The sequence below is a fragment of the Parvibacter caecicola genome (assembly GCF_003725335.1).
Lineage (GTDB): Bacteria > Actinomycetota > Coriobacteriia > Coriobacteriales > Eggerthellaceae > Parvibacter > Parvibacter caecicola.
Window position 1 is genome coordinate 67,001 of the sequence record NZ_QIBY01000010.1, and the last position, 14,782, is coordinate 81,782.

The 14,782-nt window shown below is 66.1% G+C and carries 1 protein-coding gene (only partly in view); it reads left to right on the top strand.

Annotated features, from left to right (window positions below; genetic code table 11):
• Positions 1-13,917: the final stretch of a PASTA domain-containing protein gene (locus DMP11_RS06835; RefSeq protein ID WP_148041104.1), read on the top strand. The gene continues 65,778 nt to the left of window position 1, outside the view; 13,917 of the gene's 79,695 nt are visible here — the last part of the coding sequence; its start codon lies beyond the left edge, outside the window; its stop codon occupies positions 13,915-13,917.
• The last annotated feature ends 865 nt before the right edge of the window (positions 13,918-14,782 follow it).

Sequence of the window (14,782 nt, forward strand, 5' to 3'; positions counted from 1 at the left end):
AAGCTGGGTAAGGGCGAAACCGGCAACTCCAACACCACCGAAGATGTTGACAACTCCAACAACATGGCGGACGTCACCGACAAGTATGACTGGATGAAGGAGGCGGCTGAAACTGAGGAAGTGGGCTTCCGTGGCGGCGACGTGGGCGAGGTTCGCCCGCCCTACACCTCCATCACCGGTTACGTGTGGCTGGACAAGAACAACAATGGCATGCGCGACAGCTTCGAGGGAGCCGACGAGCCGGCACCCGAGCCGATGCAGCTGTCGCTGGAGCGCTACTGGTACAATGCCACCACTGGCGAGTGGGTATGGGACGCCGACTGGGCCGATGAGTACCCCGCCAACTACGGCGACAAGTACCGTCCCTACAACGCCACTGCCTCCACGGCTTCCGGCGCTGCCCGCAACCAGATGTTCCCCGGCGTGGGCAAGAACTGGATCGACAACGACCCGGCCACCCATAACGACTGGAGCTTCGATCTTTTGGGTTACGCCAACACCGTGAGCGACCCTGCCACCGGCGCCTTCAGCTTCGACAACCTGAAGTCCTCCGACCTGCGGGAAGTGGACGGCAAGATGGTGCGCGTGATTTACGGCTACAAGGTGCGCGTGTCCGACGAAACCTTCCGCAGCCGCAACCTGCTAGCGGCTAACTGGCGGGTGGACGAGGCTCAGCCCAACTACACCATCGACTCCGACCTGGATTACAAGACCGGTTACCTGATGGCGGCCGACGAGTACGCCGTGCTGCTGAACGTGGCTGACGACGAGGATTACCAGGCCAACGATAACCTGAACCCCGACGGCGCCACCTGGCTGCGCTACGTGTCGCAGGAAAGCAACCTGCTGGCCGCCGGTAACTCGCACAACGAGGCTCAGAACGAGGCCGACAACTACGGCCGTCGTCCCACCCCGGTTGCGGTGAACACTGATGTAATCACCGCCGCCACGCCGGGCCATAGCGCCAGCGCCACCGACGTGGCCCTGGTGGGGGCCGCCGGCGCTGTGGTGGACACCCTCACCAAGGCAGCCACGCTGGCTGGCACCTATCTGGGCGCCGACTACGCCGCCACGTTGGCCCAGGGCTTGAAGGGCACCCCGGCCGCCACGTTGAACTACGACCTGGCCAAGGGCGCCGGCCGCGCTCACAACGACGGCGGCTTCATGGAAATTCCCACGCAGAGCATCTCCGGCTATGTGTGGGCCGACGCCGACTACGATGGCATGGCCACCGCCAACGGCGAGAACCCGGCGCTGGTGGATTACGACGATGCCAACGTGCTCTTCTCCATCGACGGCACCGGCTATGCCGAGCACGGCCTGGTGGGCAAGACCGTTACCCTGAAGCAGTGGTACTTTGTGCCCGCCGACGGCAACGGCACCCAGGAGGCCGACGGCAACTACAGCGGCGGCAACGGCGGTCAGTGGATTCTGAACACCGTTACCGAAACCACCCTGGAAGGGGAGGGGGACGACGCCCACGAGGTGACCACCACCCGCGACGCCGTGTTCACCACCCAGACGGTGGCCGGCGACGGCGCTAATCACTCCGACGGCTACTACGAGTTCACCAACCTGCCCATCTACGTGGCCGTGGACGGCGTGGAGCGCCTGTGCGGCTACACGGTGGAAGTGAAGGGCGGCACCGAGGCCGACGCGGTGAACTTCCCCGTTACCAAGATTGAAGCGGAAGACGCCCTGTACGCCTCTACCGCCCATACCGTGGGCACCACCCTGCTGGGCCAGAAGGCCAACGGCGCCACCGGCCAGCTGGATGTGACCTACAACAAGTTCAGCGGCAACAGCCTTACCGCCCAGCGCGTGTACGACGAGGGCAACTACCCGCTGATGTGGAACAATCTCACCGGCCAGGCCAAGAAGACCGAAGGCTCCGACGAGCTGGTGGGCGACGAGGCCAGTTCGGTGACGGTGAACACCTCTAACTCCACGCTGGACGGCATGATCATCCTGGCCGGCAACGTGACCGCCTACACCCAGGATGACAACTACCAGATGGTGCAGCGCCGCGCCATGACCGATGCCGAGGGCAACGTGGTGTACGGCACCGTGGCCTTCGACATGGCCACCGGCCGCAGCGACAACCGCGTGAGCGCCGGCTACGGCTACTTCGGCACCAGCATCATCCAGGGCGTGGTGTGGCGCGACGGCGACTTCGACGGCCTGCTGAAGGGGCTGGGCAGCGGCACCGCTTCTGACCAGCTGATGACCAACACCACCGTCGAGCTCACCCAGTGGTACTACCTGGAAGGCAGCCTGGACATGGCCGGCAACTTCGTTTCCAACGAGGTGCGCGCCAACGACGGCACTCTGCTGCGCCACAGCGGCAGCTTCGCCACCAAGGCCCTGAACGCCGACGGCGTGATGGCCGATGACGTGAACAACATCGAGCTGGTGTACGAGGGCACCACCGTGGTGGGCGCTTGGATTCGCAACGCCAACTTCGGTGACAAGCTGTATGCCGCCGACGACCCGGATACCGCGGAAGACGAGAGCACCCTGTTCGTGGGCTATGCCGGCAAGAAGGTGACCACCACCGTGAACCCGGCCCGCTTCGACGCCGACCCGGATTCCACCGTGCCCGGCGCCCAGAGCTGGAACTACCAGTTCACCGAACTGATGCCCTACGTGGCCTTCGAGGCGGACGCCAACGGTGTGCTGGGCGCGCCGCTGGCGGCTTCCAACGAGGAGCTGTACGGCATTGCTAGTGCTGCCGATGACTTCCTGGCGCCGGCCGCCTACCGGGTGACGGTGCCCAACCTGCCCGACAAGCACGTGCTGACCGCCTACCATGTGGCCGACACTGCCAATACCACCGAGAACGACTCCGACGCCAAGCGCGACCTGGCCCGCCTGGATGCCAAGGGCGACGGCACGGTGACCAGCTACCCGCAGTTCACCGCCGCCAATCCTGCGGTGCAGCCGGACGGCAGCTACGCTGAAACCACCGGCTTCATCCTGCTGGCCAACAGCACCACCGCCGGCGACACTAGCTACGGCTCTGCCGCTGCCAACGCGCAGGACGCCACTCCCTACAACGCCTCCTTCGCCGGCGTCAGCTACGACGTGGCCAACCAGGTGCCGGTGCGTCGCCAGGTGAACACTGGTATTTACAAGGTGCCCACCTCCGTGGTGACCGGCGTGGTGTGGGACGACACCGAGGCCACCGAGAACACCGCCGCCGACGGCAAGCGTACCGACAAGGAAGAGGGCCTGGCCAACCAGCAGGTGATCATCACCCAGTGGTACTACGCCGACAAGGACGCCACCCTGGCCGACGGCACCACCGTGAAGGCGGGCCAGTGGTATCAGAGCAAGGCCTTCGGCAGCGAATGGCTGACCACCCACGAGGTGCCTGCCGTTGTGGTGAACCCGGGCGACCCCGCCAGCGTGCGCGTGCCGGTGATCACCGGCGGCACGTCGATGGCCGACAAGAACAGCAACCAGAGCGCGGTGGCCACCCTCACCTACAACGGTGCCAAGACCATCGTGTACAACACTTATACTGGTGAGGTGCTGGGCACCGCGGCCAGCACCGAAGAGGCCCAGAAGATGGCCGATGAGGCCGCCGCCAAGCTGCCGGAGGGCTCGCCGGTGAGCTACCAGCTGGCCACCCCCGATAAGGGCCGCTACATCTTCGACAACCTGCCCACCGCTGTGGCCCGCACCGACGCCTCCGGTCAAGACGTGTACTTCCTGGCCGGCTACAAGGTTGAGCTGGCGAAGGTGAACGACACTACCGCCGACGGCACTGACCCGTGGCACCTCACCTCCCTGTACCAGGGCACGCCGGATGCGGATGCCCTTACCCAGGAGGAGTCGGGCGCCAACGTTACCGATAAGGCTGCAAACGCCGGCCTGGTGGGCGATTACCGCATCGTGAAGCGCTACGGCGACGGCGCCGCTGCCGCCCAGCGTGCCAACGACGGCCTGGTGATCCCCGCCACCGTGCCCGAGGATGCCTCGGCCGTGGCCAACCCGCTGGCCAAGATCAGCGTGGCGGCCGGCCAGGCCATGGACACCACCGGCGCGGTCACCTACCAGTGGACTCGCCCGCAGCAGTTCGCCGAGGGCGGCGACGTGGGCGAAATCGCCCCCGCTTACGCTTCCATCGCCGGCTACGTGTGGTGCGACAACAACTATCACGACGGCGCTTACAGCCTCACCGCCACCGCGGGCGACGGCAGCAACCCGTTCTACGATCCCTACACCCAAACCCAGGTGGAGCTGGAAGCGGCCGAGGCCGGCTACCATGACGGCGCCGAGGCCAAGACTGTGTACCTGCGCCAGTGGTACTACGTGCCCAACACTGGCACCGGTTGGGACAAGGTGGTGCCCACCGGCGTGCCGGTGATGTGGGTGAAGGCCGACGGCGTTACCACCAGCGACAAGGCCCAGGCCAACGTGGCCACCGCCAAGGGCGCGTGGGTGCCGTCGCCGGATGTGAACGGCGGTTACAGCACCAGCCACGTGGACGGCAACTTCGCCTTCCGCACCACTACCACCAAGGCCGCCAACGCTGCCCAGGGCACCAAGGACGGCTACTACGAGTTCACCAACCTGCCGGTGCGCGTGATTGTGGACGGCGTTGAGTACCTGGCCGGCTACACCGTGGCGGTGCTGGGCAACTGGACGCTGATGAACACCTACGTGGAAGCTGCCTACACCGGCGACTACAACATCTACAACGTGGACTTCACCGACGCCAACGGCCACAACTACAAGACCCAAGGCGACCCTGAGTACGACTTCATGGACGAGTGGAACTCCAAGGCCCGCTCGATGGTGCGCAGCGCCCTCACCGGTGTGGTGGATTCCACCACCCGCTATGGCACCGAGGTGTTCCCGGTGCGTCGCGAGCAGGCCTTCAGCAACGACGGCAACATCCACACGCTGGATTCGCTGTTGGTGCTGGCCGGTTCCACCAGCGCCGACAGCCGCACCCTGGCCGACGCCACCGCCACCCAGGCCCCCAGCCAGTACGCCGCCGGTGCGTCGGTGGCCACTCAGCCGGTGGTGGGCGGCGCCTCCTTCGACCTCACCTTCGCCAAGAGCGAGAAGCGCATGAACGCCGGCTTCCTTGAGCCGCCCAGCGCGCCCATCGCCGGCTACATTTGGGAGGACGCCAACTACGACGGCATCCGCCAAGAGGCCACCTACGTGGAGAACGAGGACGGCACCGTCGAGCTGGCGGAAGGCGAGCGCGGCATCGAGGGCGTTGTGGTGGCCATCAGCCGCTACTTCTACAGCCCGAAGAACGGCGCCTGGTACAAGCTGCCCGGCGACGACCTGACCGCCATCACCGACAAGGAAGGCCATTACGTAACCGAGAAGATGCCCACCAAGGTGGCCCTGCGCTACCGCGAGAACGCGGACGGCAGCCTGGGCGAGCTGCTGGGCGTGGCCGACATGTCCGCCGGCGAAGAGCTGCCGCCGGGCGTGGTGTCGGAAGAGCGCCTGGCCGGCTACCAGGTGCGCATCGTGTCGATGCCCGAGGGCGCTACCCTCACGCTGCCGCATCAGGGCGGCGCCGTGGACGGCGACCTCACCAAGGGCACCTTCACCGTGGAATCCGACGCCTACCGCACCGCCGCTTCCGGCGATGCCGCCAACCAGAACATCGCCCTGGTGAACCGCCAGGTGGAGCAGACCGGCGGCCGCGATGCCGATATGCCCTACCAGGTGCGCGGCGACGGCATGGTCATCACTGCTGCCCGCCAGGCGGCCGACGTGAACGAAGACTACCTGGTAGATTACAACGGCGTGCGCTACGACGTGTCCTCTAACGTGGTGGAGGCCGAGGGCGGCGACGCCGGCCTGGTGTACATTCCCGAAACCGCCATCTCCGGCGCGGTGTGGGACGACAGCTACGTGGCCGAGAGCGATCCGCTGAAGGACGCCGCAGCCAAGCTGCGCTCCTACAACGGCCTGCGCGAGGGCTGGACCGACGAAGGCGCCGCCAAGGCCGAACCGGGCCTGGCCGGCCGCACCATGCTGCTTTCCCAGTGGCGCTACAGCAAGTCCACCAACAGCGCCGACAAGAGCGCCGGCACGTGGACCCGCAACGGCGAGTTCGGCGATAGCGAGGGTCATGTGACCTGGGGCTATGTGACCGACGACGAGGGCAACCAGGTGTGGACCCGCACTTCCGCCGACAACGCCGGCACCAACCGCGAGGGCTTCCGCTCTACCGTTACCGGCAACGTCACCTTCAGCGAAGACTACGGCGCCACCAGCTGGAACTGGACTCCGGGCACCAACCCCGACCAGCCGGACGAGACGCTGTGGAACCGCTCCACCAACCTTGAGGTAGTGGAGGGCAATGGCTCCGCCTCGCTGGCGGCCGACGGCACCGTGGTGGCCGACGACAACGGCAACTACATCTTCGACCAGCTGCCCACCGCAGTGGCCGAAATCCAGACGGACGTGGAAGGCGCCACCATCCAGGCGGACGCTGGCCAGCGCATCGGCGCGCCGGGCCAGGTGCCGCTGCGCACCACGCCGTTCGATGAGAACAACAACCCCGTGACCGGCCATCAGCCCATCGCCATTCCCACCCTGTACGGCGATGACTACTACCTGCTGTCCTACCAGCTGGAGGCGGCCGGCCTGAACAACGACTACAACAACGGCACCTTCCTGGCCACCCGCTACCACAACGCCGCCACCGCCGACGACCGCCCGGCCGATTCCGACCTGGCCACTACCGTGCGCAACGGCGTGGGCAGCACCGGCGTCGGCGTTGCCGAGGTGGGCATGGCCGTGACCGACATCGCCACCGTGGACGAGGTAACCGGCGGCGCCGCTGCCAGTGCTACCGGCACCCGCGTGGCCGAGGGCGACAACCCCGCCAATGACGGCGGCCGCATCCTGCTGGCCAGCGAAGGCGTGCAGGCGGCTTCCGGCGCGTCCCTCATTGCCGAGGGCGACCCGGTGGCCCAGGCCGCCAAGCAGGCCACCAACCTGCTGTTCGCCAGCAACTACATTCAGCTGCCGCTGCAGCAGCTGGTGAAGCCGGACGGCGGCGCGGCCCTGGCCGGCACCACCGGCTACGACTGGCTGACCGTGGACACAGATGAGGGCGCCCTGGTTACCGTGGCCGGCGGCAACGTGGGCGTGGTGAAGCCCGAGCTGAAGCGCATCACCGGCTTGGTGTGGCACGATGAGAATAACAACGGCGTGCAGGACAAGCTGGAGAGCGGCGCCTTCGAGCAGGCTCTGAACGGCTACCAGGTAACCCTGGAGCGCTACTACTCCACTGACGGCAGCGGCACCTGGGTACGCGATAACAGCGGCTGGGGCGACGTGGTGGACGGCGTTGCCACCAGCACCAAGACGGTGCGTACCGGCGACACTCTCATGGAGGAGGGCACCGCCACTTCCGCCTTCGCCGCCGACAAGCTGGGCGAGCACCTCTCCGGTGCAGACTTGTGGCGCCAGGGCACTTACAGCTTCGACAAGCTGGAGACCGCCGGCGTGGTGGACGGCAAGTGGGTGGTGTACGGCTACAAGGTGCGCATCAGCGACGCCCGCGTCACCCGTGGCCAGGTGCTGAAGGCCAAGAACCGCGTTACCGCCAACGAGAGTGGCGATGCGGTGGATTGGACCGAGGACTCCGACCTGTTCGGCAACAACTACGCAGTGGACGGCAACGAGTACATCGTGCTGCTGGACCAGGTGGACGCCGACGGCAAGACCGCCGATGGCCAAACCACCCAGGCTTCCAACATGATTGCCGCGCCTGCCAGCAACAACGCCGCTGTGGCTGATGTGCTGGGCGATCGCGAGGCCATGACCCGCGGCGGCCTGGCGGTGTACGACCTCATGAGCGGCTACGATCGCGACCACAGCGACGCCGGCGTGATACCCGTGCCCACCTATAAGATTTCCGGCTTCCTGTACGAGGACGCCGACTACGACGGCCTGTATAACTACATTGCCGAGAATCGCACCGATACCGTAACCGGCGAAACCGTCACCTACCAGGAGACCGGCTACAACGGCAAGACGGTGTTGCTGCAGAAGTGGTTCTATGTGCCCAACACCGGCACCGGCTGGGCTTCGGTGGTGCCCGCGGGCGCTACCGTGCAGTGGGTGCTGGCCGACGGTGCCATTGTTACTAGTCGTCCCGGCGCCGCCGACGTGGCCGCTGCCCGCGGCGCGTGGGTGATGCTGGACGAGGCCAACGGCGCCACGCCGCAGCTGCTGTTCTACAACGGCGCTTCGGTGGAGACGTCGGCCCCCATCGACGGCAACGTGGCCACCAAGACCAATACCTATAAGAACATTACCGGCAGTGAGATGGGCTACCGCGTGGCCACCACCAACGAGGCCGGCCAAGCGCAGCTGGACGAAGAGGGCAACCTGGTGTACGAGAACCGCTCCACCGACGTGGACGGCTACTTCCAGTTCGCCAACCTGCCCACCGCCGGCTTCCTGGAGGACGCCGATGGCAATCGCACTTGGTATTTGATGGGCTATACCGTGGAAGTGAACGGCGCCAACGCCGAGGACGGCATGTTCTCGCTGCTGGTGACCAGCTACGAGTGGCAGACCACCCCCTCCGACGCCATCAATTCCGATGTTCAGCCGATGCTGACCGAGAACGAAGAGGCGGATGTGGAGTGGTTGGGCTACCACGCCGGCAACTACCCGGTGATGCTGGACGAGGGCACGGTGCAAACCGGCTCGAAGAAGCATCACACCGACTGGGTGGAGACCCTGGTGGGCGCCGATGGCAAGCCCACCTCCATCACCCATGCTGGCGCCTCCGCGAACCCCGAGGCGCCACTGACCACCGACGGCGTGAACATTTACGGCAACCATGCCCAAATTGCCCAGAAGGTGCAAAACGGCGTGGTGCGCCTGAACGGCATCTCCAAGAACTCGCTGGATGGCAAGCTGGTGCTGGCGGGCATGGCCGACGGCTCCACTGCCACCAACCAGCGGGTGTCCGGCAGCCGCAACACCGGCACCGCCGAGGCCGTGAACAACGTGAACTTCGCCTTCGACTTCGGCACGGGCCAGAACCAAGACGCTATGAACGCCGGCTACGCGCCGCCCGATCACACCAATCTTTACGGTGCGGTGTGGTTCGACAAGGACTACAGTGGCATCTACGATGAGAACACTGGTCTGGCCGGCTTCAAGGTGGCTCTCAGCCAGTTCTACTTCGTGCCCGAGTACAACGCCTCTGGCCACCAGCGCTTCGAGGACGCTGACGGCAACTTCTTCTACTACGCCGACGGCAAGCTGCACCTGGAGCAGTCCGTCAAGGGTAACATCATCGTGGGCCCCGGCTCCGACGGCCCCGAAACGGTGTACCTAGTGCGCGCCGGCCGCGCTTACAAGCTGCAAGACCTGGTGGACGCCGGCAGCGTGAGCCTGTTCGCCTCCGGCACCTGGGTGCTGAATAAGAACTTCGCCGGCAACGGCGGCCAGTACCGTTCTGCTTCCGTCAGCTTCGACGGCAACGCCCCCGACGGCGTGATGGTGGAGGGCACCACGGCCGCTATCGACGGCACCAACGGCGCCACGGTTGCCCTGCCCGACTGCGGCTTCACCGCTGCGGGCTACCACTTCGTGGGTTGGAACACCGCCGCCGACGGCAGCGGCGACGCCTATAATGTGGGCAGCGACTTCGTGCTGAACGAGGCCGGCTCGGTGCTGTACGCCCAGTGGGAGGCCGATGAGGCCACCACCTTCGCCGCGCTGGCCACCTTTGCCGCCCGCATGGGCGCGGCCCTGGCCCCGCAGGCGGAGGGCGACGCCACCACGGCCCCGGCCCAAACCGAGGATTGGGAGTTGGTAACCCTCACCCAGGAGAAGGGCGAGTACCGCTTCTACGACCTGCCCGCCTACGTGGTGGTGGACGACGAGGTGACCGGCGACGACATTACCGACGTTTCCAAGCTGGACGGCAAGGTGTACCAGCCGCAGTCCGAGTGGAACCGTCTGGACCGCTACCAGCAGGGCGCCATCGCGGTGAAGGGCCCCGACGGCAACGTGCTGTACTACGAGGCCCCCGCCGGGTTCGACCGCTACGACACCGCCACCCCGTACCTGGTGGGCTACACGGTGCGCGTGATCAACGACGACCCCGAAACCGCCCAGTACATGGTGTCCAAGTACCACGTGGATGCCCCGGGCGAGCGCACCTCCGACATCACCGAGTTCAACGCCAGCCTGAACGGCGACTACAACGTGGACGGCAGCAAGGAAGAGGCCTTCGCGGTAGTGGCGCAGGAGTCGAAGAAGGAAGCCGACATCGACTTCGGCACCGACAGCTACGAGATCACCTACCGCGGCGTGCGCTACGACCTGGCCAACCGCCTGTACGAGAAGCTGGCGGGCGACGCCGGCCTGGTTCTGCAGAACCCGGTGCTGATCGCCGGCAAGGTGTGGGAGGACGAGGACGCCAACGGCCTGCAAGACCTTGAGGTTGAAGGCGGCATCCAGGGCGCTGTGGTGAAGCTGGAGCGCTACTGGTTCGATACCTCCGGCCTGGGCTCGATGGAGCCGCAGCCGGGCGAGACCCTGCCCGACATCACGCCGGAGACCACCAGCCTCACCGCCGAGGAGATTGCCCAGATCTACGCCCTGGGCGGCCTCACCTACCCGGTGCCCGAGGACGAGGAGGAAGTGCACCACGAGTTCACCGACGACCACATCGCCGCCATGGTGGGGTGGATCCGCGACATCCGCATCGAGGTGGACCGCATCAACCAGAAGATCGCCGCGAAGCAAGAGCTGACCGACGAGGAGAAGACCTTCCGCGGCACTGCGCTGAACAAGCTGGTGGCCTTCGAGCGGGTGTACTCCGACTTGGCCGACGGCTACTGGAACCCGGTTGTGGACGAGGAAGGCAACACCACGCTGGAGCGGGTGGACGCCGATCCGCGCATCACCGAGCCGCTGGAGGCCGCCATCTTCGCCGCCAGCGACGAGGACATGAGCACGATGGTGGACGAGAGCGAGAAGGGGGTGTGGCGCCGCGACTGGAGCTTCACCCAGGATCAGGCTCACGTGATGGTGGAAGGCGACGAGGTTTCCGCCGACAGCCTGAGCGGCCACTTAAGCGATCAGGACGCCATCGACATGGTGGCCGGCAACGGCGACAACCGCGACGAGGTATTCATCGATCAGGATGGCGCCGCCTACATCCCCGGTTCCGCCTTCGATTCCACGGTGTCTTCCGGCGACTGGGCCTTCTTGGCCTCCGGCACCGGCTACCATAAGGTGGGCAACAGCGTTGAGTTCAAGGTGCTCTACGGCTACCGCGCTCGCGTTGTCAGCTATCCGAACCCCGAGGATTACCTGCACACCATCCAGCACGTGGGTGTGGAGATGACCAACAACCCCGGTGCCACCAACAGCTACACCGAGCACACCAGTGGTATCGACCGCATCAATTCCGACTACGACTACGCCACCCAGGCGTTGCGGCCTAACTACGATGACAAGAAGCTGGCGTCGCTGCTCACCGACAAGGTGACCGTGGACGAGAGCCTCACCGACCTTGAAGTGGGCGACCTGATTGTGGTTACCCGCCTGGCGGACGACTCCGAGCGTTCGTTCACCAGCGGCCCGCGCGCCAAGTACGTTGACATCAACGGCGAGGGCCTGGTGACGGTGAACTTCGACGCCAACGGCGGCGTGGGCGACGCGATGGAGCCCATCACCGGCCTGCTGCAAGAGTCGGTGATCGTGCCCGATTGCGGCTTCACCCGCACCGGCTACGTGTTCGCCGGCTGGAACACCGCTGCCGACGGCACCGGCACCGCCTACATGCCCGGCGACAACCCCAACCTCAGCGGCCGGGTGTCCACGCTGTTCGCTCAGTGGCAGCTGGATCCCGCCTATGAGGGCCAGGACGCCACCGTCAGCTTCGAGGCCAACGGGGAGTCCGTCACCGGCGCCACCGACGCCATTGTGGCGAAGTTCGGCGACGTGGTGACGCTGCCCGAGTGCGGCTTCCAGCTGGCCGACCACCAGTTCGCCGGTTGGAACACCGCCGCCGACGGCACCGGCACCAACTACGCGCCCGGCGAGACGCTGGTGCTGGATCGCCTGGACGTGCAGCTGTTCGCCCAGTGGACCGTGGTGACGGAAGAGCTGCCCGAGATGTTCGCCATGCGGGCCGGCGCGCGCGTGGCCGACAAGCCCAACCCGCCGCTGAACCCCGATGGCAGCGACGTGTGGGCGCCGTTCCCGCCGGCCGGCGAGACCGAGGCCCAGGCCAAGGCGCGCCTGGAGGGCTACCTGCTGCAGCTGTGGCCGCAGGGCGGCGCTACCGGCGAGGAGGCCGTGAACGCGGCCATCGCGGCGGGCGTTGACTGGATTTCCAAGGCCAGCGTGGCCGACCTGCGCGACATGTCCGGCCTGCATCGCTCGGTGATCTTCGGCGATCCGGTGGACAAGTTCGACAACAACACCAATACTGGCTCGCCCGACGGCAAGCAGGACCTCAAGTACGACGAATACACTGACGAGTGGGTGCGCGTGCACGAGGGCAACGGCTTCGACGCCCTGAACCGCGCCTACGTCGCCCGCATGGAAGAGCTGAACCGCGAGGCCACCAACCGCTGGTCCGACGTGAAGTGGAGCGACTCGCTGAACCACGACTTCGGCCTGGTGCCCGTGGCGCGGCAATCCATCAGCGGCATCGTGTGGCAGGACACCAACTACAACGGCGTGCGCGACGGCAACGAGGGCCAGCGCTTCGCCGGCATCCCGGTCACGCTGGAGCGCTACTACTGGGGCGTGAAGCCCGGTGGCTCCATGGGCTGGATTGCCGACGACGAGTTCAACAACTCTTCGCGGGCCCACACCACCACCGACGGCGATGGCTTCTGGATTTTCGAGGAGCTGGAAGTGGCCGGCACCACCGGCACCGGCTCGAAGATCTACGGCTACCGTGCCTCGGTGGACAGCCTGCCGGGCGGCTACGGCGTCACCTACCTGAACCGCGGCGGCGACGGTACGGTGGACTCCGACCTGAACGAGAACAACAAGATTCTGGAACCGGCGCAGCCCTACGACGGCATGATCATCCTGGCCGAGCCTTACACTGGCGACGCCGCCAATGCCGCCGTGAACCCGCAGGGCCCCAACGGCACCGTGTGGATGATCGGCAAGGGCCACGACGACGAGAACAACGACACTGGCCTGGTGCCTTACGCCACCGCCACCATCGCGGGCATCATGTTCAACGATCCCGAGAACGATGGCCTGAAGGGCAGCACCTTCGAGCCCATCCCGGGCCAGACGGTGTACCTGGACCGCATGGTGATCCCCATGCCCGGCACGCTGCCGGTGGGCTTCAACGCCGCCGACTACGTGGCCACGGCCCTGAAGGACATCACCGAGAGCGGCATCGTGAACAACAGCGGCTGGACCCAGGTGGCGGTGCAAACCACCGGTACCGACGGCAGCTACCGCTTCGAGGGCCTGCCCATGGTGGACGGCAATAACCAGCCCTACATCTACCGGGTGCGCGCCAACAAGCCGGAGGGGTCGCAGTTCGTGGCCATTAACCGTGGCAGCAACGACAACAACGACTCCGACTGGATGAACATGGTGGGCTCTGGTACTGTTGGCATTACCTGCCCCATGGCGGTGCTGGGCGCTTTCACGGCGGTACGCACCACCCCCAACGCCTACGGCCAGATGTTCAACCTGCTGAGCGCCTATGATTGGACTCCCGAAGTGGGCCGCGCGGTTGACCTGGGTGTCACCGGTGCCGACCTAGGCAAGATTCCGCCGCTGAAGAAGCTGTTCCCGAAGCTGGGCGACAGCATCTGGCTGTTCGTGGGCCTGGCCGTCGCGCTGCTGCTGGCCCTGATTCTGCTGCTGATTGCCCGCCGCAAGAAGAACGAAGAGGAGGAGGAAGAAGAGTAACCACCCGCCCCGCCGGCCCCTGCTCCGTACCCCGCTGCGGGGGCCGCAGGCATGACATAACCATTTCCGCAGCACGGGATTGCCGACCCCAGTCCCGCTGCTAGAAGGGCCGTCTACCCCGCGGCCCGCAGGGAGCCCCGCTTACCCCGGCGGGGCTCTCCTGTTTCGCCTGCTGCTCCACTTCGACCCACCACCGCCCTTCGCCGCTTTTCGCCCCACCAATACTCCTTGCCGCGCCGCCCCGCTCCGCCCCGGGCCGCCCCCGCCCCGCGCTCCGTCGCTCTTCGCTCTGCCATCTCGCTCCGCTTCTCGTCTTGCGTTGTCACGCCACCCTGCCCCGCCTTACGTCCTTTGCCCCATCTTTCGTCCTTCGCGCTACCCTGTGGCGGAACTAGCCGTCTATTCCCGCCACGGTTTCAAGTATCGGCGTGCTTCCGCCCTCTTATGGCGGAACTAGGCGGCTAGTTCCGCCGGCGCTGCCTCGCGCTGCCTCGCTTTGCCTCGCGTTGTCCCCACGGAGCGCCGCGTTGCCCCCGTCGCCCTCCCGCCCCGGCCCTTCCTTTTTCCGCCCGTCGTCCGGTTCCGTCTCGGAATAAGCCCTCTTTTTGCCACGGCTGCGATCTTTTGCGCCAAAAAGAAGGTTTTTCGAGTTGCGAATTGCGGCTCCGTTTTGCTACGGGGACGTTTTCCCAGGTGAGGGCCGCGGCGCTCTCCGGAGGCCGTCTGGCCGCTCGGAATAAAGGCGGTTTTTGCCCGCGCCTGCTCTGAAAAAGAGGCGTTTTTGCCCGGAAAAGGGCGCGCGGTGGCAAAACGCCGCCTTTTTCCGAGCGCCGCCCGGAACGGCGGACCGGGCGGGCGCGCGGGG